The sequence below is a fragment of the Pseudomonas reactans genome, assembly GCF_013387025.1.
GTDB classification, from domain to species: domain Bacteria; phylum Pseudomonadota; class Gammaproteobacteria; order Pseudomonadales; family Pseudomonadaceae; genus Aquipseudomonas; species Aquipseudomonas reactans.
This window is the reverse complement of record NZ_JACAQP010000036.1, coordinates 1-23,768: the sequence shown is the minus strand read 5'-3', so window position 1 is coordinate 23,768 and position 23,768 is coordinate 1. Positions and strand designations below refer to the sequence as shown.

The 23,768-nt window shown below is 58.0% G+C and carries 21 protein-coding genes; 9 read left to right on the top strand and 12 right to left on the bottom strand.

Going from position 1 to position 23,768, the window contains the following annotated elements; translation table 11 throughout:
- Nucleotides 1–140: 140 nt before the first annotated feature.
- The 5 genes from HX793_RS25465 to HX793_RS25445 all read left to right on the top strand — a co-directional run bounded on the left by HX793_RS25465 (nucleotide 141) and on the right by HX793_RS25445 (nucleotide 7,553).
- Nucleotides 141–4,814 (top strand): RHS repeat-associated core domain-containing protein, encoded by a 4,674-nt coding sequence (locus HX793_RS25465; protein ID WP_177095897.1) that lies wholly within the window; start codon nucleotides 141–143, stop codon nucleotides 4,812–4,814.
- Nucleotides 4,815–4,816: 2 nt separating this feature from the next.
- Nucleotides 4,817–5,449, top strand: coding sequence for a hypothetical protein (locus tag HX793_RS25460; protein ID WP_177095899.1), 633 nt, complete (start codon nucleotides 4,817–4,819; stop codon nucleotides 5,447–5,449).
- 685 nt (nucleotides 5,450–6,134) lie between these two features.
- A complete protein-coding gene (locus HX793_RS25455) occupies nucleotides 6,135–6,527 on the top strand; it encodes an Imm50 family immunity protein (protein ID WP_177095901.1) in 393 nt (130 codons plus the stop codon).
- Nucleotides 6,528–6,579: 52 nt separating this feature from the next.
- Nucleotides 6,580–7,014 (top strand): Imm50 family immunity protein, encoded by a 435-nt coding sequence (locus HX793_RS25450; RefSeq protein WP_177095903.1) that lies wholly within the window; start codon nucleotides 6,580–6,582, stop codon nucleotides 7,012–7,014.
- A 176-nt stretch (nucleotides 7,015–7,190) separates the two neighbouring features.
- Entirely contained in the window at nucleotides 7,191–7,553 is a 363-nt protein-coding gene (locus HX793_RS25445) for an Mpo1-like protein (RefSeq protein WP_010566540.1), read from the top strand.
- Nucleotides 7,554–7,555: 2 nt separating this feature from the next.
- Here HX793_RS25445 and HX793_RS25440 read toward each other — a convergent pair whose 3' ends face one another.
- The 3 genes from HX793_RS25440 to HX793_RS25430 form a co-directional block, all read right to left on the bottom strand.
- On the bottom strand, nucleotides 7,556–8,353 hold the full coding sequence (locus HX793_RS25440) for an acyl-CoA thioesterase (protein WP_177051261.1): 798 nt from the start codon (nucleotides 8,351–8,353) through the stop codon (nucleotides 7,556–7,558).
- Between the two features lie 90 nt (nucleotides 8,354–8,443).
- On the bottom strand, nucleotides 8,444–9,205 hold the full coding sequence (locus tag HX793_RS25435) for a CHAD domain-containing protein (RefSeq protein ID WP_177051259.1): 762 nt from the start codon (nucleotides 9,203–9,205) through the stop codon (nucleotides 8,444–8,446).
- A 44-nt stretch (nucleotides 9,206–9,249) separates the two neighbouring features.
- Nucleotides 9,250–9,528, bottom strand: a complete 279-nt coding sequence (locus HX793_RS25430; RefSeq protein ID WP_003172685.1) for a hypothetical protein — start codon at nucleotides 9,526–9,528, stop codon at nucleotides 9,250–9,252.
- A gap of 216 nt (nucleotides 9,529–9,744) precedes the next feature.
- On the opposite strand from HX793_RS25430, the gene HX793_RS25425 reads away from it, so the two are divergent.
- On the top strand, nucleotides 9,745–10,782 hold the full coding sequence (locus tag HX793_RS25425) for a patatin-like phospholipase family protein (RefSeq protein ID WP_038844524.1): 1,038 nt from the start codon (nucleotides 9,745–9,747) through the stop codon (nucleotides 10,780–10,782).
- Nucleotides 10,783–10,914: 132 nt separating this feature from the next.
- On the opposite strand, the gene HX793_RS25420 is transcribed toward HX793_RS25425, so the two are convergent.
- From HX793_RS25420 to kdpF, 6 genes are all read right to left on the bottom strand, one after another.
- Complete coding sequence (locus HX793_RS25420; RefSeq protein WP_010211910.1) at nucleotides 10,915–11,604, bottom strand: response regulator; 690 nt, start codon at nucleotides 11,602–11,604, stop codon at nucleotides 10,915–10,917.
- Nucleotides 11,605–11,732: 128 nt separating this feature from the next.
- Nucleotides 11,733–14,384, bottom strand: a complete 2,652-nt coding sequence (locus HX793_RS25415; RefSeq protein WP_177051256.1) for a DUF4118 domain-containing protein — start codon at nucleotides 14,382–14,384, stop codon at nucleotides 11,733–11,735.
- Nucleotides 14,385–14,414: 30 nt separating this feature from the next.
- Nucleotides 14,415–14,960: a potassium-transporting ATPase subunit KdpC gene (kdpC, locus tag HX793_RS25410; RefSeq protein ID WP_177051254.1), complete on the bottom strand. Its 546-nt coding sequence runs from the start codon at nucleotides 14,958–14,960 to the stop codon at nucleotides 14,415–14,417.
- Nucleotides 14,961–15,024: 64 nt separating this feature from the next.
- Nucleotides 15,025–17,082, bottom strand: coding sequence for a potassium-transporting ATPase subunit KdpB (gene kdpB / locus HX793_RS25405; RefSeq protein ID WP_177095905.1), 2,058 nt, complete (start codon nucleotides 17,080–17,082; stop codon nucleotides 15,025–15,027).
- A gap of 12 nt (nucleotides 17,083–17,094) precedes the next feature.
- Nucleotides 17,095–18,789 carry a potassium-transporting ATPase subunit KdpA gene (gene kdpA / locus HX793_RS25400; protein ID WP_016975348.1) on the bottom strand — a complete coding sequence of 565 codons (1,695 nt, stop codon included), beginning with the start codon at nucleotides 18,787–18,789 and terminating at the stop codon, nucleotides 17,095–17,097.
- A gap of 9 nt (nucleotides 18,790–18,798) precedes the next feature.
- A complete protein-coding gene (gene kdpF, locus HX793_RS25395) occupies nucleotides 18,799–18,888 on the bottom strand; it encodes a K(+)-transporting ATPase subunit F (RefSeq protein ID WP_003218754.1) in 90 nt (29 codons plus the stop codon).
- Nucleotides 18,889–19,301: 413 nt separating this feature from the next.
- On the opposite strand from kdpF, the gene eat reads away from it, so the two are divergent.
- On the top strand, nucleotides 19,302–20,666 hold the full coding sequence (gene eat / locus HX793_RS25390) for an ethanolamine permease (protein WP_177051248.1): 1,365 nt from the start codon (nucleotides 19,302–19,304) through the stop codon (nucleotides 20,664–20,666).
- Nucleotides 20,667–20,778: 112 nt separating this feature from the next.
- Nucleotides 20,779–20,946 carry a DUF2897 family protein gene (locus tag HX793_RS25385; protein ID WP_177095907.1) on the top strand — a complete coding sequence of 56 codons (168 nt, stop codon included), beginning with the start codon at nucleotides 20,779–20,781 and terminating at the stop codon, nucleotides 20,944–20,946.
- Nucleotides 20,947–21,020: 74 nt separating this feature from the next.
- On the opposite strand, the gene HX793_RS25380 is transcribed toward HX793_RS25385, so the two are convergent.
- Both HX793_RS25380 and HX793_RS25375 read right to left on the bottom strand, forming a co-directional pair.
- Complete coding sequence (locus HX793_RS25380) at nucleotides 21,021–21,869, bottom strand: urea carboxylase-associated family protein (RefSeq protein ID WP_016975346.1); 849 nt, start codon at nucleotides 21,867–21,869, stop codon at nucleotides 21,021–21,023.
- A 15-nt stretch (nucleotides 21,870–21,884) separates the two neighbouring features.
- Complete coding sequence (locus HX793_RS25375; RefSeq protein WP_025999659.1) at nucleotides 21,885–22,529, bottom strand: GntR family transcriptional regulator; 645 nt, start codon at nucleotides 22,527–22,529, stop codon at nucleotides 21,885–21,887.
- Nucleotides 22,530–22,649: 120 nt separating this feature from the next.
- Here HX793_RS25375 and HX793_RS25370 point away from each other — a divergent pair, with 120 nt between their 5' ends.
- Complete coding sequence (locus tag HX793_RS25370) at nucleotides 22,650–23,228, top strand: TetR/AcrR family transcriptional regulator (RefSeq protein WP_016975344.1); 579 nt, start codon at nucleotides 22,650–22,652, stop codon at nucleotides 23,226–23,228.
- An 18-nt stretch (nucleotides 23,229–23,246) separates the two neighbouring features.
- Here HX793_RS25370 and HX793_RS25365 read toward each other — a convergent pair whose 3' ends face one another.
- Entirely contained in the window at nucleotides 23,247–23,579 is a 333-nt protein-coding gene (locus tag HX793_RS25365) for a ComEA family DNA-binding protein (protein WP_016975343.1), read from the bottom strand.
- Between the last annotated feature and the right edge of the window lie 189 nt (nucleotides 23,580–23,768).

Here is a 23,768-nt window from a genome sequence, read left to right as displayed (position 1 = left end):
GCGAAACTTCCTAGCCCTCCCGGCGAATAACGCCGACTTCTTTTCTCAACCAACCTCTCCAAAGTCTCTCGCCTGACCAATCAGCGCGAGGGACCGCCGATGCACCTCTCTATCAGTGCCCCACTTAATGGGGCCGTTTCATGATTCCGGTTATTGCGCAGTTCGTGCTCTCCCCCATGGATGCCGAAAGGCCGGACGTGGAAACCGTCCTGCGTGATTTCCGAACGTGCCTGAACGCATTTGACGAGTGGGCCGAAAGCTTCTGGAGCGGCTCGGCTCTGGACGTGGAGCAGGTGTTCAAGGTCGGCCAGGAAGTTTCCCTCGTCGCTCCCGCATCCTCCAAAAAGCCCAATCGCACGGTAGCTGTTTGCAAGGCCCAGGGCTCGTTGACCCTGGTGCATATGTTTGAAAGCACGCGGTTTGTGCCCATCGGCAATACGCCGGTGATGCTGCAAGCCATCGGGTCGGACGGCACGCCATTCGGTGACCCTATCCGTCGAACCATCGACGCCAGCGGCATTCTTGAAGTCAACGACTGCATCCGCGACCAGCGTTACCAGATCACTTTTTACCCCAACGTTTCCAAGGCACACGTCAAAGCGCTGTATGCGTCTTATCAGTCGGTGATCGCTGGGCTGGAACAACGCTTGCGTGATGAATGGACGAAGACCTTCAAACCGCGATGGAAGGACTTCGCCAACGCCACACCGTTCGAGCGCAGCGCGATGCAAGGCGTGGCGTTGGCGGGCGGGATTGGCAAGGCGCTCTACAACCTCTGGGATAACGTCACACAGCTGTACGACCTGTTGGCGGACCTCAAGGCCAACAGCGAAAAGCTCCTGAAGTACATCACCCAGGTCGAGCTGGACGAGCTACTGAAACTGGGCAAGGACGCCATCGCCCATGGCCTGCTGGTGCTCAGCGATGAGCCGCTGCTGTTCATCTATCTGTCGGCAATGGTCGCCTGGATACGCATGCTACCGCCGCCGGATATGTATGAACTGGTGGGCGAGATTACCGGCGAGATTCTGATCAATCTGTTTTTGATCTGGGCGACCCGGGGCATGGGCGTGCAGGTTCGGCTGGGTATGCAGGTGTTGGGGCATATCAAGTCGGGTCGGGTGCGTAAGTGGCTTGAGATGTTGGCTGAGCAGTTGGTTGGGCCTCGGTTGGACGCGCATGTCGACGCGGCCAAGCCCATGTTGTTGGGTAGCTCGGCGACGCCGATTCGGACGATTCCGGATGTGCCGTTGAAGGCTGGGGATCAGGTGGTTGCCAACGCGGTGCCGGTGGTGCGGGACAAGGCCCAGCGGACGGTGTTGGTGCGCCAGGAACATGTGGATGATGTGCCGGATGTTGGGAAGAATCCGGCTGGGGACGCAGCGGCGTCGTCAGACAAGACGGCCACCAACGGCTGCCCGGTTTCGATGGTCACGGGTGAGGAACTGCTGACCCTCACCGATGGTGCACTGGACGGGATTTTGCCGTTTGAGTGGACCCGGTTGTATCGCACCAGCGCGGTGGAAGTGGATTGCGGGCTGGGGTTTGGTTGGAGTCACTCGCTGGCGCATCGGTTGAGTGTTTCCGGGGATTCGGTGGTGTGGACCGATCATGAGAATCGCTCGACTACCCTGCCCTTGCCCACGGTTTCTCGACCTGCGATCACCAATAGCCTGGCGGAAGCGGCGATCTACTTGGGGTCGTTGCCCGATGAGTTGGTGCTGGCTCAGTCGTCACGTTTCTACCACTTTCGCGACGGTGTGCTGACGGCGATCAGCGATGCGTATGACAACCGGTTGCGCATTTCTCGCAATTACCTGGGGCAGATTGAGCGGCTGGATAACGGTGTCGGGCGTTCGCTGTTTTTGCGCTATGCGTCGGGCCGCATTGTGGCGGTGGATTACCAGATTGAGCGGGCGGTGGATGACGGTCCGTTTGTCTGGGTGACGGAGCAGAACGTTGTTGCCTACGCCTATGACGCGGTGGGTCGGCTGGTTTCAGCGACCAATGCCGTAGGCGAAAGCGAGGTTTATCGGTACGACGAGCAGCACGTCATTCTTGAGCGTGGACTGGCCGGTGGGGCGAGTTTCTTTTGGGAGTGGGAAAGGTCTGGTAAAGCGGCGCGATGTGTCCGGCATTGGGCCAGTTTTTCGCAGATGGACACGCGGTATGCCTGGGACGATAACGGCCAGGTCACGGTGTTTAACGCCGATGGCAGTCAGGAAGTCTACGTGCATGACCAGCGGGCGCGGCTGGTGCAGCGGGTGGATCCTGACGGGGCCGAGCACTTCAAGTCGTACGATGACAAAGGCCGGCTGACGGTTGAGCAGGACCCTCTCGGGGCGATCACGGCCTACCAGTACGACGAAGCCGGGCGTTTGGTGGCGTTGTTTCCGGGGGATGATGAGCCGACGACCTACGAACATGACAATGGGTTCGTACGGGTTGTAAGGCGGGGTCAGGCGGTTTGGAAATATGAGCGTAATGATCAGGGTGATGTTACGCGCAAGGTCGATCCCGACGGCCATTCGACTGAGTACAGCTACAACAAACGCGGGCAACTGACCCAGGTTTGGCTACCGGATCACAGCTGTCATCGGCTGGTTTGGAATGAGCGCGGGCAGTTGCTTGAAGAGCAGTTGCCGAATGGCGGGATCAAGCGTTATCGCTATGACGATCGCGGGCGGCAAGTTGCGCGTGAGGACGAGCATGGAGCGCTGACTCAGTATCAATGGGACAGCGTCGGGCGCTTGATTCGCGTCGTGCTACCCGGCGGAGCCACACGGGAGTACAGCTACAACGCGTACGGAAAAATTACCTCCGAACACGATGAACTCGGCCACATCACCCGCTACGAATACGCTGACGGACTGCACCTGATCAGCCGGCGCATCAACGCTGATGGCACTCATGTCAAATACCGTTACGACAACTTGCGGTTATTGCTGACCGAGATCGAAAACGAAGTCGGAGAAACCTACCGACTCCAGTATCACGCCAATGGCCTGATCCAACAGGAAACCGGCTTTGACGGCCAGCGCACGGCTTACCTCTACGACCTCAACGGTAACCTGCAGGAAAAGACCGAACACGGTGATGACGGCAGTCAGCTAGTTACCCGCTACGAGCGCGATTATGCCGGTCGACTCGTAAGAAAAACCCTACCCGACGGCAACCTGGTCGATTACGCCTACGACCGTCAGGGCAACCTCCTAAGCGTCGAAGACGGCCACTGGGCGTTGGCCTACGAGTACGACAGCCAAAACCGTCTCACCGCCGAACATCAAGGCTGGGGCACGCTGCGCTATGGCTACGACGCCTGCGGCCAACTGCAAAACCTGCGCCTGCCCGACAACAATCGGGTGGCGTTCAACCACGGCAAAGGCGGTCACCTAGTCACCGTCGAACTGAACGGCGCGGTACTGACCTCTCACCTGTTCAAAGCCGCCCAAGAACACCAACGCCAACAAGGCCAACTGATCAGCCACTACCACTACGACGACCAGCAACGCCTGCACGCCCACGCCGTTACCCAACAGCAACACACCCTTTACCAACGCCACTACGACTACGACAAAGCCGGCAACCTCACCCGCCTGCTCGACACCCGCAAAGGCGACCACCACTACCACTACGACCCGCTAAACCGCCTCACCCGCGCCGACCATTCTCAAGGCGAGCAAGAACGCTTCGGCCACGACCCCGCCGGCAACCTGCTCATGCAAAACCGCCCCGGCCCGGACATCGTGGCCGGCAACCGCCTGATGATCCAAGGCGACCACCACTACGACTACGACGCTTTCGGCAACCTCATCCGCGAACGACGCGGCAAAGGCCATCAACTCGTCACCGAATACCGTTACGACTGCCAACACCGGCTGATCGGCATTAAAACGCCCAATGGCCAGACCGCCAGCTATCGCTACGACCCGTTTGGGCGGCGCATCAGCAAAACCGTGGATGGCATAACCACGGAGTTTTTTTGGCAAGGCGACAAACTCATCGCCGAACACCAGACGGATCGCCACCGCAGTTACCTCTACGAGCCCGACAGCTTCCGGCCATTGGCGCTGCTGGAAGGCTTTGGTCCAAAGGAAACCAAGCCCTATCACTACCAACTCGACCACCTCGGTACGCCGCAGGAACTCACCGATACCAACGGCGAAATCGTCTGGTCCGCGCACTATCGCGCCTACGGCGAAACCAGCCGTCTCGACATCGGAAAAATCGACAACCCGCTGCGCTTCCAGGGCCAATACTTCGATCAAGAAAGCGGACTGCACTACAACCGCCATCGCTACTACAATCCGGATATTGGTCGCTACCTGACGCAAGATCCAGTTAAGTTGGCGGGTGGGATTAACGCCTACCAGTACGTGCCCAACCCTACGGGTTGGGTGGATCCGCTAGGGCTGAGCAGGTGTCCGGGGGAGGATGGATGTAAAACCACAAATCGCCCAGAAAATCCGGCGGAAAACGTCAAAGTCAGTGAGGGTGACGTTGAGCTCCCCAAAGGCTTTGATACCAAACTATCTAGAAATGGCGCATTCAAGAGAGCAAAAGCAATAGCCGAAATCCCAAAGACCCAACATCCAAAGCTAGTAAGCAGAGTTAAGATTACTGATCAGGAGCGGTACATGGAGGGGAGAGTGTATACATTCGAATTAAAAAAACGCCAAATAGAAATTAGGGAACACTCATTGGGTCATGAAAAAGGTAACCTTGGTCCGCACTTCAACACCGAGATTAGAATTGACGAACAATCAATACCGTTAAAAAACGACGTAGATAATCACTCATACTTTAAGAAATAAAAATGAAAACAGTATTCATTAGACAAATAGGAATCCATCCCTGGGACCAAATTAATCCTAGCAACGATGAGACCTATATAACGATAACGCTGCTTCATCAAGATTATGCGGGCGTATGGAAAACCTGGTGTGAGTTCAGCTCTTCGATTACAAAAAGATGGCCAAAAATTGTACGATGGCATACCCATCTATCACCTTGCTACAGTAAGAGCGAAGAATACATTTTACAAAAAACATTTACTAAAAAATCAAATCCAGGAGACATCTTACGAAAAAACGCCCATACAAACATCTACTCACGAATAACTAATTTAGATTGCGATCCATTTCGAATAGATCCTGATAGCATGTCAGGCTACCGCACATCTGTAATACTTATGCTAAATACTAACAGTAGCCTTGAGCACCTATGGCACAACCTGAGCACACTCACGTACATTTCAAAGACTGACGACTTCAAACTGATTCTATCTGATGAGAGCTCTTTTTCTTTCCGGTTCTATGATGCAGAAACACATGGTGTTGCCCAGCTGATTTGCCACGCAGAACACTTAACTTTTTTGGAAAAATTAATCAAAGAAATGAATTTGGAAGAAATTCAGCAGGAAGGTGTTTACGAATATATCCACAGGTAATGGATTCAAGAGCGTGACACTCACGTTGTTCACTTCACCTGTATGCTCTCTCAGAAAAGCAGAAGGTTAAGCCGCGCAGGTTCGTGCCCGAACAGCTCGGTGGCATAAGGCTGCCAAATCAAATAAATAGACCTAAACACGGCTTTAAAAAATTTAAAAAAATTACCTTGAAGCGATGGCATTGAGCACGACACAAAAAAGTGCACATATCAATGCATGGACTCATAGAAAAAAACGTAACACGCTATACATTTAAAGGCACGAAAAAACCCTGTTCCAGCCAACTGAAAGGTTCGTAAAACGAGCTATCCTGACATCGAAACAATCAATGAAATCACTTGCGAACACAATCAAACCACTCACTAAAAGTGTTTTGATTTTTTAGGCGTCTCTATCGACAGCGCAAACTTAATCAACATTAACGATACCCCTCAAGCTCTACGAATACTTCCCACAATACCGCAGCATACCTATATAACCAAAAAAATCCAAATTGGATAGCTGGCATGTCTTTTGAGAGTGATACTTACTTTTCAAATCTACTAATTAAAACCACAATAAACTCTACTTGGCACAAAACACAGCAGAGCGGATGGCATTGGAGCTGCTCAATTTTACGGCCTTCTAAACGACCCCGAACGGCAAAGCTATTCGCACAGAAGCACACTTTTTTCAGGAGAAAAAAATGAAATTCTGGAATGAAGTAGATAAAAATATATTTTTTGAAAAAATCTTTAGCAACCCTATTGAGATAAGTAATATCGCTCAAATTTCTCTACAAATAGACAATGATCGCCCGGCTCTGGGAATCGGCTTCGATATACCCGAGTTCCCAGATACGCTACCGGAAAAATGGAAAAATAAAGGTTACAACGCTTGCAGGCTTGGCATTGACTGCTATGGTATTAGCAATCTAAAAATACTAAACATACCTAATCGAGGCGACTTTTCTCTAAAAATAAAAAAAGAAGGCGATCACTTTCGACTCCAAGCCATGAACAAAAACTCCTTACTTGAACTCAATGCAAAAACCATATTCCTTTGTAGTCCAAACGTCTACACAAAAGACAAAAAATAAGAATTTTAAAAAACCACCTCAATAACAAAACCATTTTATACGGAATTCTAAAATGAAAAACTGGAACGAGCTAGATAACAGCACACTTTTCAGTAAAATCTTCACCTACCCCGTTGAAATTGGAAAGATATCTCTCTTTTCTTTAAGGATAGAAAACAATCAATCTTGTATCAACTTGAATTTTGACATATCCGAGTTCCCGGACAACCTGCCAGAAAAATGGAAAAACAAAGGTTACACTATGTGTAGCGTCGGGATAATTTGCAACGACATTGAACACCTGAAGATATTAAACATTCCCAAGCATGAAGAGTTTACTGTAAGAATCAATGTAGACGACAACTACCACACATTTGAAGCAATCAGTGAAAACGCCTCTATAAAATTCAACGCAAAGTCTATCAAGCTCAGTGGACCGAATGTTTACATGAACGCTGCAAGCAACCACCACTTCAAAACAACTATAATTACAACTCACGAAAACTAATAAAATCGGCAATTATTTTGGTGACCGATCTACCATAAAATGCATAATTGGGGCGTAAACGAGGCTTGGTACAAAAATGTGCTCTATGCCCCCCATAGCCAGCCCCAATTCGCCCCTCCCGCCAACCCCACCTAAACTCTCTCCATGCTATTTCAACGGACAGAGGATTCACCATCATGGGCAAACGTCACCCCAATCTCCCCGCCTGGCAATGGCGTAACTACCCGCAGAACCACCAACACCCGACCAACCTGGCTTTACACCTGATTGCCGTGCCGCTGTTCATCATCGGGTTTCTGTTGATCGTGTCCGGGGTTTTCAGCCTGAGCCTGGCCAGTTTTGCCGTGGGTGTGGTCGGGATCCTGGCCGGCTTGGCGTTGCAGCGTCATGGCCATAGCCTGGAAGCCCAGGCCAGTGAGCCGTTCAGTGACCGTAAAGATGCGGTGCAGCGCCTGGTGGTCGAGCAGTTCGTGACTTTTCCGCGCTTTGTACTCAGCGGGGGCTGGTGGCGCGCTTGGCGGCAGCGCCATCGGCATTGAGGTCAGGCGAAGACCACTACGGTCTGGCGGCTGATGGCGATCAGCTCGCCGGTCGGGCTCCAGAGGGCGGCAGCGGCATGGCCGTAGCCATCGCGGGCGTGTTCGATGTTGACGTAATACTGGCACCAGTCGAGGGTCGTCAGATCCTGCAAGGGCTGGATGAATTCGATGGTCCAGGTCAGGGTGCTGCCGGGTGCTGGTTTTTTCAGGTGCGGCAGCAAGGCAGGAGGCCAGGCGTCGACCAAGGCAAGGATGTGCGCTTCAGTCAATGGCTCCTCTTTGACATCGCCGCGCAAACGAACCCAACCGCCCATGTCGCGGGATTTATTGCCGGTGAAGGGTAAGCCGCCGACACTCCAGCGCATCGCCAAATGACGCATGAATTCGGGGGTAACTCCCTTGATATAGGGCAGTTCCTGGCATTCATCCCAATGTTTGAACACTGGCGGCGCTTCGCTTTCAACCGCGATTTCCGACTCACGGGACGCACCGAAACTGGCTTGTACCAATGTCGCCACTTCACCGCTCTGCACCACACGGCCAAGCAATTGGCTGACGGCCTTGCCTTCGCGCAACACTTCGACTTGATAACTGGCAGGAACATCCGGCGCTACAGGGCCGACGAAGGTGATGGCCAGCGACCGTAGCGGACGCTCGGCCGGCACCTGGGCGCGCAGAGCTTCGTATTGCAAGGCAGCCACAAGGCCACCAAAGGTTGCGCGGCCCTGGGCCCATTCGGCGGGGATGGTGACATCCAGCGGGTTGCTGCGGGCGGCGTCGAGCAAATCACTAAAGCGCATGGCGGTCTCACATCAAAAGGAACAGATGGGGGATCTTAACCATCGGGCCAGCCAGGTACAGCGCCTATTCCGGCCAAAAGCCGGACCGGTTCAGAAACAATCGGCGCTGAGTTTGTCCAGCACGCGGTCCGCCTGCCCTTCTGCCTTGGCCATGGTGCGATGCCACACCGCAACACAAGGTTGCAGATCCGCCTGATGCTCAGCCTGGGCCAACCATTGCCAGCAATCGTGCCAATCCCCTAAAGCGCCCTGGGCTTTTTTCAGGCGCGACATCGCGTTGGAGGGCAGCTTGTCCAACTCGGGATAGGCTTCGGCCGCATAGCGCACCCGCTTGATCAACAACCGCAGGCGATGGCGATCATGGTCGGGATCTCTCAAGGCCTCATCCAGTTTCTGCCATTGCTTGGCCAGCCGTTTTTCAATACGTGGGCGCAGGCCTTTGAGCAATTTCTGATGTTCAGATGCACGGACAAAACGCGGAAAGGCATCCAGGATCAGCAGCAAATGCGCAAGTTCAGGACTTTGCGCCACCTGGCGATAGGCCTCAGGTTGCAGACGCAGGCGCCGGTTGGCGGCTTCGTGATAACCATGCTGATGCAAATACGCCGCCAGCACCTCACGGTCGCGTAGCGGCGTCGTCAGTTGGCCGACAGTACTGGCGGCCAATTCAAGCTGTTCCACCCCCGGCAACCCGCGCAAGGGGCGCAACAAGCTGCGCAAACGGCGCACGGTGGTGCGCAGGTCATGCAGGGCTTCATCGTCGGTGACGGCGGCGAGGCGAGCCTGGCAGCTCAGTAACCCTACTTCCAGGCCAATGACCTGAGCGACTAACTGATCGACCAAAGCTGACATCCCGCCCTCACTGTCTGATGAGAAATCCTACTCGCTGCTGCAGGTCAACGCCCGGCGCGAGACTCACGAATATAGAACCGCGCTTTCTCGGCCTTATTGGAGCAGCCTTCAAACGCTTCAAATTGTTGCTGGGTCTTGGCGCCCGTCAGCAGGGACAACGCTTTAGAGTAGCTCACGGTGCCAGCAAAGCCTTCAGCCTTGGCCAGATCCAGCTCTTTCCAGGCTGCGTCCAATTGGCTGCCACAGCTGTCGCGGTACGCGGTCTTCCCGGCACAACCGGCCAGGGCCAGCATGATCACAGGTACACACATCCAGGCTTTCATTGATGACACCTCAAAAAGAAAAAACAGTCGTACGTTGTAGACGTTGCCTACATGGAAAAGTGCCTGTCCTTAGCCTGAAATCGATAGTACCTACAGACCAGAGCATACCCGAGCACCGCGGCTATTCTGGAAAAATATCGCCGGCCGCCCGCGAAGATTGAAGCCGCCCCCTCAATGGGTGCATTGTGGGCCCCTGCCTTGGGGAGGACATGGACCATGAAAAAACGTGTTGCCTTGGTGCTGGGCTCCGGCGGGGCTCGGGGTTACGCGCACATTGGAGTGATCGAAGAGATTGAACGGCGCGGTTATGACATCGCCTGTATCGCCGGATGCTCCATGGGGGCCGTGGTGGGCGGGATCTACGCCGCCGGCAAGCTGGATGATTATCGGAACTGGATTGAAAGCCTCGATTATCTCGACGTACTGCGCCTGGTGGACGTGAGTTTTCGCCTGGGGGCGATTCGTGGCGAAAAAGTCTTCGGCCAGATCCGCAAAATCGTCGGCGAGATCAATATCGAAGAATTGCGCATCCCCTACACCGCCGTCGCCACCGACCTGACCAACCAGCAGGAAATCTGGTTCCAGGAAGGTTGCCTGCACCAGGCGATGCGCGCCTCAGCGGCGATTCCCAGCCTGTTCACCCCGGTGATGCAAGGCAACCGCATGCTGGTCGACGGTGGCCTGCTCAACCCGCTGCCCATCGTGCCGGTGGTGTCGAGCCATTGCGATTTGATCATCGCGGTCAACCTCAACGCCACCAACCAGAAGCACTACCAGTTGCCAGTGATCCAGCGCCCGCCGGCCTTCAAGAGTCGCTTCAACAACCTGGCCAAGTCACTCGGCTCGCACCTGCCGTTTCGCCGCAAGCAGGCCGAACAATTAATGAAATTGGAGCAGGAAGCCTTGGAGGCCCAGGCAGCGGAGATCAATCCGTGGCTGGAGTCGGCCGAGCCGGAATCCCAACAACCCGCCGCCGCACCGGAAAAGCCGGGGGCACCGAAGTCCGCGACCGGCTCATTCATCATCGATAACGTCGGCCCAGCGTCGCTGCTGGACCTGATCAACCAGAGCTTCGAGGTGATGCAGACGTCGCTGGCGCAGTACAAGATTGCCGGCTACCCACCCGACGTGCTGATCAACGTGCCGAAGCGGGTGTGCCGGTTTTTCGAGTTCTACAAGGCGCCGGAGCTGATCGCCCTTGGGCGGGAAATCGCCAGTGATACGCTGGACCGCTATGAAAGTGAGCAGAGCTGAAAGGTCTGGTGTTGCTGATGGCCTCTTCGCGGGCAAGCCCGCTCCCACAGTTGATCGCATACAGCCTGAAGAAACTCAGTCGAATGTGGGAGCGGGCTTGCCCGCGAAGAGGCCAGGCCAGACACCTACACGCTAAGCACTCAACAACCGATACCCAACCCCCGCCTCGGTCACAATGAACCGTGGCTGGGTCGGATCATCCGCCAGCTTCTGTCGCAGGTGGCCCACGACAATGCGCAGGTAGTGACTGTCCTCGGTATGAGTCGGCCCCCAGATATCCTTGAGCAGTTGCTGCTGGGTAATCACCCGCCCTGGATGCCGCGCCAATTGCGCCAGCACCGCGTACTCCTTGCGGGTCAGCGCCACTTCGGCACCGTCCAGCAGCACGCGGCGATAAGCCAAGTCCACCGTCAGCGGGCCAAAACGCAAGGCCGCTTCCTGCGCCTCACCCGCTGGTGCCTGGCGTAGCAAGGCACGAACACGGGCGAGAAACTCCTGGATGCCGAAAGGTTTGGTGACGTAATCATTGGCACCACCATCGAGGGCTTCAACTTTCTGCCCCTCACTGGCCCGCACCGACAGCACCAGTACCGGCACTGTCGACCACTCACGAAACTCACGCAGCACTTGCTGGCCGTCCATGTCCGGCAGGCCGAGGTCGAGCACCAGCAAATCCGGCTTGCTCAATGCCGCCTGGGCCAGGCCTTCGTTGCCAGTGCCGGCCTCGATCACTTTGTAACCCTGGGAGGCCAGGCTGATGCGCAGGAATTTGCGAATCTGCGGTTCGTCATCAATGACCAAAATCGTCGCGGTCTGGCTCATGGTGTCCCATCAAAATCCGTGAAAACAACTCATTGTAGGAGCGAGCTTGCTCGCGAAAAACTCAAAGGCACCGCGTGCATTCAGGATGCCATCTTTATCGTTAACGATCTTCGCGAGCAAGCTCGCTCCTACAGGTTTTGCTCCAGGCCAGGCTGTGTCGGCAACGGCAGGAACAAGGTGATGCAGGTGCCACGCCCGTCGATACCGTCGGCCACACTGATATGCCCGCCGTGGGCGCCGACCATGCCCTGGCAGATCGCCAGGCCCAGGCCCGTGCCCTGTCCGCCGCGATCACCTCGGGCGGCGGTGTAGAACATGTCGAAGATCTTGGCCCGCTCGTCTTCCGGAATGCCCGGTCCCTCGTCGGCCACGGCGAAAAACAGCTGGTTGTCCGCAACGCCGGCGCTCAGTCGCAAACGGCCTTGCGGCGGTGAGAAACGTGCGGCGTTTTCCAGCACATTGACCAACGCTTGCTCGATCAACGCGGCATGCACGTACAACAAGGGCAACTCGGGCGGCACATCGGTGCTCACCTGCAACGGCGCGAGCACCGCACGTAGACGGCCGAGGGCGCTGCCGACGATATCGCCCGGTGACACCCAGTCCCGTGCCAGTTTCAACGCGCCATGGCCGAGGCGTGTCATGTCGAGCAGGTTCTGGATATAGCGGTCCAGCCGCTCAGCTTCATCGCGTGTGCCTTCAAGCAACTCGCGGCGATCCTCCAACGGGATGGCTTCACCGAGCGCCAGCAGGCTGTCGATACTGCCCCGCATGGACGTCAGCGGCGTGCGCAAATCGTGGGACACCGAGGCCAGCAAAGCACTGCGCAGTTGCTCTGTTTCGCCGTGCAATCGAGCGGACTCCAGCTCCTGGGCCAGTTGCGCACGCGCCAAAGCCTGGGCCAACGGTTGGCTCAAGGCCGTGAGCAAGCGACGGCGTTGTCCGCTCAACTCCAAGCCGGGTTTGGGACTGACGCCCAGCAACCCCAGCGGGCCCTCCTCACCCGACAACGGCCACCACCACCAACGCCCGAACGGCAAGGTGCCGGTGCCCATGCCCGCCGGCTGGTCGTGCTGCCAGGCCCAATCGGCAGCGGCGCGTTCGGCTTCGGTAAGCGTCAGCGGGCCACCGGTCTCGATTGTCCAACCGCCCTGACCATCGCGATTGACCAGGCACAGGTCCAGGTCGCTCCAACCCTCCAAATGATGCGCAGCCGCGCTGACCACCGCCTGGCGATCGGTGGCAGCGGTGAGTTTGCGCGACAGGTCGAGCAGTTCGCTGGTTTCTTCCTGTGTATCGCGCAACGCCTGCAACTGCCGGCGTTGACGCGCGGCCAGGTTGCCGGTCAACGCCGCCATCAACAGGAAGAACAACAGCGTCAACACGTCTTCCTCGCGCTGGATGGCAAAGGAAAAATTCGGCGGGATAAACAGAAAGTCATAGGTCAGGAACGACAACGCCGCGCACACCAGCGATGGCCCCAAACTGCTGCGCACCGCCACCAGCAACACGGCGGCGAGAAACACCAGCGAGATATTCGGCAGCGGCAAGACGCTGGACACCGCCCACGCCACCGCAGCCGCCACCACCGTCGCCACCACCGCCAGCGCATAATCGAACCACACCAACCCGCGCACATCCGGCAAACGCGGCGGTGCCGGGATGTCGTCGCTGTCGAGGACGTTGATTTCCAGGCCTCGCGCATTACGCAACAACCGCGCGGCCAGGCCACCGCCAAACAAGCGACGCCGCCAACGCATCCGCGACTGCCCCACCAGCAACAGGCTGGCGCGACGTTCAGCAGCATGCTGGATCAGTGTCTTGGCCACCTCCCCCGCTCGCAGCAACACCACCTCACCGCCCAGTCGCTCGGCCAGTTGCTGCGCGTTTTGCAGACGCAGTCGCGATTGCTCATCCCGCGCACGGCCGTTATCGATATGCACCAGGCTCCACGGCAAATGCCGACGCTGGGCAACGCGGCTGGCATGCCGCACCAGCCGCTCGGCCTGCGCATCGCCATCCACGCCCACCAACAAGCGACCACGCACCGCCGGCGCGGCCTGGCCGAGCTGGCGGTAGCCCTGGGCCAAATCATCATCGACGTGGGCGGCGGCGGTTTGCATCGCCAGCTCGCGCAAGGCCATGAGGTTGGTCTGGGTGAAAAACGCATCGATGGCCGCGCGGGCCTGTTCGGGCACATAGACCTTGCCGTCACGCAGGCGCTCCAGCAGCTCGCGGGAAGGCAGGTCGATCAGCAGCAGTTCGTCAGCCTCTTGCAACACCCAGTCCGGCAGGGTTTCACGCACTTGCACGCCGGTAATGCCGCGCACTTGGTCGTTGAGGCTTTCCAGGTGCTGGACGTTGACCGTGGTGAATACGTTGATGCCGGCGGCGAGCAGTTCCTGAATGTCTTGCCAGCGCTTTTCATGGCGACTGCCGGGGGCGTTGCTATGGGCGAGTTCGTCCACCAGCACCAGCTTGGGCTTGGCCGCGAGGAGGCCGTCGAGGTCCATTTCTTCAAGCATCACGCCGCGATATTCGCTGCGCAGCAATGGTTGTTGCGGCAGGCCACTGAGCAAAGCTTCGGTCTCGGCGCGACCGTGGGTCTCGACCACACCGGCAATCAGCCGCACGCCTTGGCGCAACTGAGTGTGCGCGGCCTGGAGCATGGCATAGGTCTTGCCCACCCCCGGCGCGGCGCCGAGGAAGACTTTGAGCCGGCCACGGCCGTCCCGTGGCAGATCGGCTAACAAGGCATCGGCGCGGCCGGAGTCGCTCATGCGGGCAGTGTCCTTCAGGTATTGATCGGGTTACAGCTTTTCCAGCGCCATGTTCAGCGCCAGCACATTCACCACCGGCGGGCCCACCAACGGGCTTTCGATGTGCTCATCGAGCAAGCGCTGCAAGGTCGACACCGGCACATTCCGCGCCGCCGCCACCCGCGCCAGTTGATAGGCAATCGCTGGTGGTGGCAAGTGTGGATCAAGACCGCTGCCAGAGGTAGTCAGCGATGCCAAAGGTACGGGCCCCTGACTAGCGACCAACTGTTTGTTAGCGTCATCAAAAATGCGCGTCGCCAGCGCCGGGTTGCTCGGGCCAAGGTTGCTGGCACTGCTGGAAACCGTCGCAAAAGCACCGGCCGATGGGCGTGGGTGGAACCAGCTATCGCCGGTAAAATCCTGGGCAATCAGGCTGGAACCGCGCACCTTGCCACTGTCATCGCGTACCAGGCTGCCATTGGCCTGGTCCGGGAAGGCGACTTGGGCGACGCCAGTCACTACCAATGGGTAGGCGACGCCGGTGATCAGGGTCATGAGCACCAGCAGGCTCAGGGCCGGGCGGATCATGTTGGACATTTCGGATTCCTCAATTCGGTCATTGCAACCTGTGGGCCCCCATCTGGCACCCACAGGATTCGGGTCAAACCAGGTGCAACGCAGTCAGCAGCATGTCGATCGCCTTGATGCCCACGAACGGCACCAGGATCCCGCCCAGCCCGTAGATCAGCAGGTTGCGGCGCAGCAACGCCGCCGCACTCGCCGCTTGCACACGCACACCGCGCAGCGCCAACGGAATCAGCACCACGATGATCAATGCGTTGAACACAATGGCCGAGAGGATCGCACTCTGCGGGCTCTGCAAGTGCATCACGTTGAGCACACCCAGTTGTGGGTAGATCGAGGCGAACAGCGCCGGCAGGATCGCGAAGTACTTGGCCACGTCGTTGGCAATGGAGAAGGTGGTCAGCGCGCCACGAGTCACCAGCAATTCCTTGCCGATCTGCACCACGTCCAGCAGCTTGGTCGGGTCGCTGTCGAGGTCGACCATGTTGGCGGCCTCGCGGGCGGCCTGGGTGCCGTCATTCATGGCCATGCCGACGTCAGCCTGGGCCAGCGCCGGGGCGTCGTTGGCACCGTCACCGCACATTGCCACCAAGCGGCCGTCGTTCTGTTCATGACGAATGCGCGCGAGTTTTTTCTCTGGGGTGGCTTCGGCCAGCACGTCGTCGACGCCCGCTTCGGCAGCAATCGCTGCAGCGGTCAGCGGGTTGTCGCCGGTGACCATCACGGTGCGAATGCCCAGCTTGCGCAGCTCGGCGAAACGCTCACGGATGCCGGGCTTGACCACGTCCTTCAGGTGAATCGCACCGAGCAACTTGCCGTCGGCACACACCAGCAACGGGGTGCCGCCGCTCTGGGCGATCTTGTCGATTTCCCGCGACAGCGCAGGCTGCAAGTCGCGACGTTGTTGACCGATGAAGGCCAACAGCGAATCCACCGCGCCTTTACGGAACACACGGCCCTGGTAGTCGACACCGGACAAGCGGGTTTCAGCACTGAACGGCACGGCGGTCAGTTCGTCTGCGGTCGGTTCGGCTTGAGGGTGCAAGGCGCGCAGGTATTCGACGATGGATTTACCTTCCGCCGTGTCATCCGCCAGGGAGGCAAACAAGGCGCCTTCGGCGACTTCCTTGCCGCTGACGCCAGGCGCTGCGACCACCGCCGCACACCGACGATTACCAAAAGTGATAGTGCCGGTCTTGTCCAGCAGCAACACATGCACGTCACCCGCCGCTTCCACGGCGCGGCCGGACTTGGCGATCACGTTGAGGCGCACCAGGCGGTCCATGCCGGCGATGCCGATGGCCGACAGCAAGCCGCCGATAGTCGTAGGAATCAGCGTCACCAGCAGTGCGACCAAGAACACGAGGGGCAAGCTGCCGTTAGCGAAGTGGGCGAAGGGTTGCAAGGTCACCACCACCAACAGGAAGATCAGGGTCAGGCCGATCAGCAGGATATCCAGCGCGACTTCGTTGGGGGTTTTCTGGCGTTTGGCGCCTTCGACCAGCGCGATCATGCGGTCGAGGGTGGACTCACCGGGATTCGCGGTGATGCGGATCAACAGCCAGTCCGACACCAGGCGGGTGTTGCCGGTGACGGCCGAACGGTCGCCACCGGACTCGCGGATCACCGGCGCGGATTCGCCGGTGATCGCCGCCTCGTTGACCGCCGCGATCCCTTCGATGACTTCGCCGTCACCGGGGATCATTTCCCCGGCGGCCACGCGCACCACATCGCCTTTGCGCAGGCTGGTGGCCGGCACGACCTTGAAGCTGCCATCGGCCTCTTTGCGACGAGCGCTCAGGCCTTCACTGCCAGCCTTGAGGCTGTCGGCACGGGCCTTGCCACGCCCTTCGGCCAAGGCTTCGGCGAAGTTGGCGAACAGCACGGTGAACCACAGCCAGACCGCGATTTGCACCGCGACATAGGTGGGCACGGCGGTGTCAGGCACGAAGCACAGCAGGGTGGTGAGGATGGCCGTCAACTCGACCACCAGCATCACCGGCGAGCGTTGCAGTTGACGCGGATCCAGCTTGACGAACGCCTGGACCAACGCCGGGCGCCACAGGGCGGAGATGGCAGTTTTGGCAGGCTCCTGGGTTTGCACCGGAGCCGCATTTTTTGCAGGCATATTCATTTTCATATCCCCTTAGAAGCCCATGCTCAAGTGTTCAGCAATGGGGCCTAACGCCAGCGTTGGCAGGAAAGTCAGGCCGCCCACCAGCAAAATGGTCACGGTCAACAGGGTCACGAACAGCGGGCCGTGGGTTGGGAAGCTGTTCTGGCCAATCGGTGCGGTCTTCTTCATCGCCAGGCTGCCGGCCAGGGCCAGTACCGGGAGGATGTAGCCAAAACGACCGATCAACATGCCCAGGCCTAGCATCAAGTTGTGGAACGGGGTGTTAGCGCTGAAGCCGCCGAACGCCGAGCCGTTGTTGGCACTGGCCGAGGTGTAGGCATAAAGCAATTGGCTGAAACCGTGGGGGCCAGGGTTGCTGATGGCTCCGGCCGGGCCAGGCAGGCTCGCGGCGATGGCACCGAGCACCAGCACGCCAACCGGCATGACCAGCAAGGTCACTACCAGCAATTGCACTTCCTTGGCCTGCAACTTCTTGCCCAGGTATTCCGGGGTGCGGCCGATCATCAGGCCGGCGAGGAACACCGCGATCAACACGTTGAGCAACATGCCGTACATACCGGCGCCGACGCCGCCAAAAATCACTTCGCCGACCATCATGTTGACCAGCGCAACCATGCCGCTAAGGGGGTTGAGGCTGTCCTGCATGCCGTTGACCGAACCGTTGGACGCCGCCGTCGTGGTCACCGACCAAAGCACTGTACCGGTGGTACCAAAGCGCGCTTCCTTGCCTTCCAGCGGCGCGGTTTGCTCCACGGCCGGATTGTTCAGGGTCGGGTTGGGCTGGTATTCGGCCCACAGCGAGGTCGCGCCGCCGATCAGGAACAGAGCCAGCATGCAGCCGAGGATTGCGCGGCTTTGGCGCAGGTCCTTCACGTAGTGGCCGAAGGTGAACACCAACGCCACCGGGATCAGGATGATTGCCGCCAGCTCGAACAGGTTGGCCCAAGCGGTCGGATCCTCGAACGGATGCGCCGAATTGACGCCGAAGAAGCCACCGCCGTTGGTGCCCAATTGCTTGATCGCAATCTGGCTGGCCGCCGGGCCCAGGGGGATCACTTGATCCACACCTTGCATCGTCACAGCATCAACGTAGTGAGCGAAGGTTTGCGGTACGCCCTGCCACACCAGGAACAACGCCAGCACCAGGCACAACGGCAGCAGGCCATAGAGGGTGGCGCGGGTCATATCGACCCAGAAGTTGCCCAAGGTCTTGGTGGATTTGCGACCGATTCCACGGCACAAAGCGACCAGCACTGCCAGACCGGTGGCCGCACTGACGAAGTTCTGTACGGTCAGGCCCGCCATCTGACTGAGGTAGCTCAGGGACGCTTCACCACTGTAGGACTGCCAGTTGGTGTTGGTCATGAAACTGACCGCGGTGTTGAAGGCCAACGTCCACTCCTGACCCGGCAATTTCTGCGGATTCAGTGGGAGGTAGTCCTGGAACAGCAGGATCGCGAACAACAGCAAAAAGCCTGCGAGGTTGAACGCAAGCAAGGCCAGCATGTATTTCTGCCAGCTTTGTTCTTGATGCTCGTCCACGCCCGACAGGCGATAACAGGCGCGTTCTACCGGGCCAAATACCGGCGTGAGCCAGGTGCGCTGCCCTTCCATCACTTTGTAATAGAACCGCCCCAGGAACGGGGCCGGCACCAGCACCACCGCAAAGAAGGCAATGATCAGCCAATAGTCATAACTGTGCATGGCCCGCTCCTAGTTCCGATCCGCGCGTAACAGCGCAACCAGTAGATAAATGAACAGCGCCACGGCCAATAGCAGTGACACCCCGTCCAGAACGCTCATGGAAGTCTCTCCGTTTAGCGGCGAGTGCCGCGTGTGGGGCAATTGTCGGCAGGAGTGGCGTAAAGGAACGAGAGCGAGGGAGCAGGCAGGGCGTAAAGACGGCGTAAAGAGTGGGTTTATGCGGGGTTTACAGGGTTTTTTTTGTTGAATGGGAGGGCCTCATCGCGGGCAAGCCCGGCTCCCACACTTTGATCACCGCTCGCCATGACAACTCGGTCGAGTGTGGGAGCGGGCTTGCCCGCGAAGGCGCCAGCTCAGTCAACGCAGCACCTATCTGGTGCAAGGCAGGCAAATTTCAAACGCCAAACCGTTCCCGTGGCGACAGTTGCGCAGCTTTACGACAATCATTCCCATCCTGGCATGTCCGCTGCAACACCTTGAATCATTCCAACCGGTTCAGGGAGAGCAACACAATGAACACACAACTCAAACCCACTTTGGGCACCCTGCATTTATGGGGCATCGCCGTCGGGCTGGTGATTTCCGGCGAATACTTCGGCTGGAGCTATGGCTGGGGCGTGGCCGGGACACTGGGCTTCTTGGTGACCTCGTTGATGGTCGCCGCGATGTACACCTGTTTCATCTTCAGTTTCACCGAGCTGACCACGGCTATTCCTCATGCGGGCGGCCCATTTGCCTACAGCCGTCGCGCCTTCGGTGAGAAAGGTGGCCTGATCGCCGGGCTTGCGACCTTGATCGAATTCGTCTTCGCACCGCCTGCGATCGCATTGGCCATCGGCGCCTATCTGAATGTGCAATTTCCCGCGCTGGACCCAAAACACGCAGCCGTTGGGGCCTATATCGTGTTCATGGGCCTGAACATCCTCGGCGTCAAACTCGCCGCCACCTTTGAACTGGTGGTGTGTGTGCTCGCCGTCGCCGAGTTGCTGGTGTTCATGGGCGTCGTCGCACCTGCGTTCAGCTTCAGCAACTTCGCCCTGAACGGCTGGGCCGGCTCAGACACCTTTGGCGCACCCGCGATTGCTGGCATGTTTGCTGCGATCCCATTCGCCATCTGGTTCTTCCTCGCCATTGAAGGCGCGGCCATGGCGGCTGAAGAAGCGAAAGATCCGAAGCGCACCATTCCAAAAGCCTACATCAGCGGCATCCTGACCCTGGTGATCCTGGCCATGGGCGTGATGTTCTTTGCCGGCGGCGTGGGCGACTGGCGCACCCTGTCCAACATCAACGATCCCTTGCCACAGGCCATGAAAAGCGTGGTGGGTGACAGCTCCGGCTGGCTGCACATGCTGGTGTGGATCGGCCTGTTTGGCCTGGTGGCCAGTTTTCACGGCATCATCCTCGGTTACTCGCGGCAGTTCTTCGCCCTGGCACGCGCCGGTTACCTGCCCTCTTTCCTCGCCAAACTGTCGCGTTTTCAGACACCGCACCGCGCAATCATCGCCGGGGGCGTGGTCGGCATCGCGGCGATCTACAGCGACGGCCTGATCAACCTGGGCGGCATGACACTGACCGCCGCGATGATCACCATGGCGGTGTTCGGCGCTATCGTGATGTACATCATGAGCATGCTCAGCCTGTTCAAACTGCGTAAGAGCGAACCGCTGCTGGAGCGTACCTTCCGCGCACCGGGTTACCCTATCGTGCCGGGCATTGCATTGGTACTGGCGGTGGTGTGCCTGGTAGCCATGGCCTGGTTCAACGCGCTGATCGGGCTGATCTTCCTGGGCTTTATGGTGGTGGGGTTTGCCTACTTCCAGATGACGGCACAAGACCGGGCCGATGCACCGGCAGATGCGATGTTGACCGGGCTCTGATCTACTGAGAGGCAGAACGGGCCTACACTGAACTAGTAAGAAAGCCCGTCACTCAAAGCAGTTGTTCCCGTGGGAAAGTTCTCCCACGGCAATCTGCCTCAAGGAGAGCCTTATGCCGTGGTATGCGTGGTTGATTATGGTAGTTGCGATCGGGTCGATCGTCGGTGGGTTGATGATGCTGCGAGACAGCGCCAACAAAGTCGAGCTCACCGACGAACAACGCAAGCGTGTGACCGAACGCAACGCCCAGGCGGATGCCAAGGACGCGCAGGATCGCTGACGTGGCTGACCTGATTCACACCTGTGGCGAGGGAGCTTGCTCCCGTTGGGCTGCGAAGCAGCCCCTCTGAGGAGCTACTCCCAAGCCGCCTTGGCAATATGCAGCCCGTGCTGCCCCTTATAGGCAGCACGTTCCGGCTGGCTCCAGCCGTTCAGCAACTCATCCTCCAGCTTGTAGATCTCGACTCCCAGCGGACGGCACACCGTCAGCGGATCCTGCGCCTCCGGTCCCCACATCGGCAAAGACAAATCCCCACCGGGGCACGTCGATAACGCACACAGCAAATCAATTTCGGCAAAAAACTCCAAGTAGTCACCCTTCTGCGCCGGACAGGCCTTCATGAAATACATATCGTCGTGATTGAGGCCGGTGCACTGAAAAATATTCAACACGTCATGCACGTCGAATTCTGTCAGACCGTGGGGTAACACCGCGCGGGTCAGATTCGAATGGCAATGGTGATGGAAGTCTTCGCCGGTCAGCATGCGGTTCACATAGGGATCGCAACGCGTGCCGAGTAAGTCATGCAAGCGCCCGCCGTGTTCGTCGATGCCGTAGCTCGCCAGGCTATCGTCGGTGATCGTCACCAAAGGCCGTAGGAATGGCAGGTTCGACCATAACCGGTCATGAGTGCTGACATGCGCACCCTGCAATTGGCGTGTACGCGCTGCCCACAGACGTTCGCGAGGGTCGTTGGCATTCCACACATTGAAGTCACCCACCTGCGGGCCGACTGGTGTGGTCACGCGGAACACGTGCCCGGCCGGCACCTTCCATGCCCTGCCCGTACGAATCGGCACCTCAAACTGCTCAATCAAACTGCGTTGATCTTTTCGATCACGAATGCGCTCGTAAAACGCCGTGTCGACCTGCAACGCCGAACCTTTACTGACCTGATAAGCGGCCGGGTAGTCTTTGTACATGGTGCAGATCCTCGATCAGGGCTGGTTAAACAAGGCCAGTGACAGGCGTTCCGAATCATCCAGGTACAAGCTCATCGCCTCCCCTGCCGACGGTTTATCCTGCCGGGCCAATAACGTGAAAATCTCCCGGTCGCGCTCCAACCATGGCGATTGAAAACGCTGCTCATCAGGCGCGGCGCAAAACACCAGACGCAGTTGAGCGATGACCTGGGCAAAAAACTCATCGAACAAAGGGCTGCGTATCAACCCGACGATCTGCTGGTGAAACACCAGGCTGTGGGTGGCGACCGCACGCCAGTCTTCGCGCTCACGGGCCAAAGTGGTGGCGTCGATTGCGTTTTGCATGTGTTCGGATTGGGTCTCTGTGAGGGGACCGCTTTGGGCGATGGCCTGCAGTTCCAAGGTACGACGGACGACAAACAAATCGCGCACCTCCTCTCGTTGCAGACGCCGGACCATTACCCCTTTGTTGCGCACATAACGCGTCAGCCCTTCCTGACCCAGGCGATGCAACGCTTCGCGAATAGTATTGCGTGATGCGTTGTAAGCCTTCACCAGTTCTACCTCGACCAACGGCATCCCCGGCAACAACCGCCCGCCGATGATGTCGGCGCGAAGCTCCAGGGCAATCTGGTCGGCTAAAGACAAACTGAGCGTCATGGACACCTCATGATTGTTGAACAATCTACGACGTAGAGGTAATCACGTTTCATGCCAATGTGCATGGGTGTAAAAAGACTCAAGTTGGTTAAACTGCCTGCCTGTAACCGAGGCGGTCCTATGCGTTATTCATCCGATCATAAAGCCCAGACCCACCAGCGCATCATCAAAGAGGCTTCCGTACGCTTTCGACGCGACGGTATCGGCGCGACTGGCTTACAGCCGTTGATGAAGGCGCTGAACCTGACGCATGGCGGGTTTTATGCCCACTTCAAATCCAAGGATGAGTTGGTGGAGAAGGCGCTGCAGGCGGCTGCGGCAGAACTGGATACCCATTGCGAGATGCTGTTCAGCCAAGAGCGGCCGCTGGAAGCGTTTATTGATAGCTACCTGTCGGAGTGGCACCTGACGTCCCCGGACCAAGGCTGCCCGCTGCCAACCATGTCCTCCGAACTGGGCCTGAGGGGCCAGCACAGTGCAACGACGGACGCAGTACTCGACGCACGGCTAACGCAGATTGAAACGGCTTTAGCAAATGGACGGGGTGATGCACACAGTCTTGTGCTGATGTCGACGCTGGTTGGAGCATTGGTGCTCGCCAGAAGTGTCGAAGATCCGGCATTGGCTATGCGAATACTGGAGGTCGTGCGGGAGCATTTGAAAACCCAGGTTTCAGAGCATGAAAAAGCCGGTCTGTGACCGGCCCTCTCGCCTCACTTAATTGATCATCAGCCTCTCGCGATTTTTCTCCAGCAAAGCCTTGCCAATCCCCTTCACTTCCAACAACTCATCCACCGAAGTGAACGGGCCGTTGCTATCGCGATAGGCGATAATGGCCTTTGCCTTCGCGGCACCAATACCGAAGAGGTCGCGGCGCAAGGTTTCGGCGTCAGCTGCGTTGAGGTTGACCTTGGTGGATTGCTCGACCTGGGTCATCTGGGCGGTGATCGGCGTTGGCAACTCGGGTTTCGCTGAGGGTGCTGCAGTGGTAGTCACTGAAAGGCTGGTGAGAAAGGCGAAAACAAGGGAAGAAATGTACGCATTGTGCATTGTGACGCTCCATGACATCGATAGAAGAAAAGCAGCTTTCCGAAGCTGCCTTTCTAACTTAGGTGATGTTTTGAAGGAGTCAAAAACGGGTGGGTTACAGGGTATGACCGCAACCCGTGGTGCCAGTGAGACGGCCTGCGCGCACCCCGTCCATCCTGCATTTCCAGTTAAGGAAACTCTGAAAAAGAC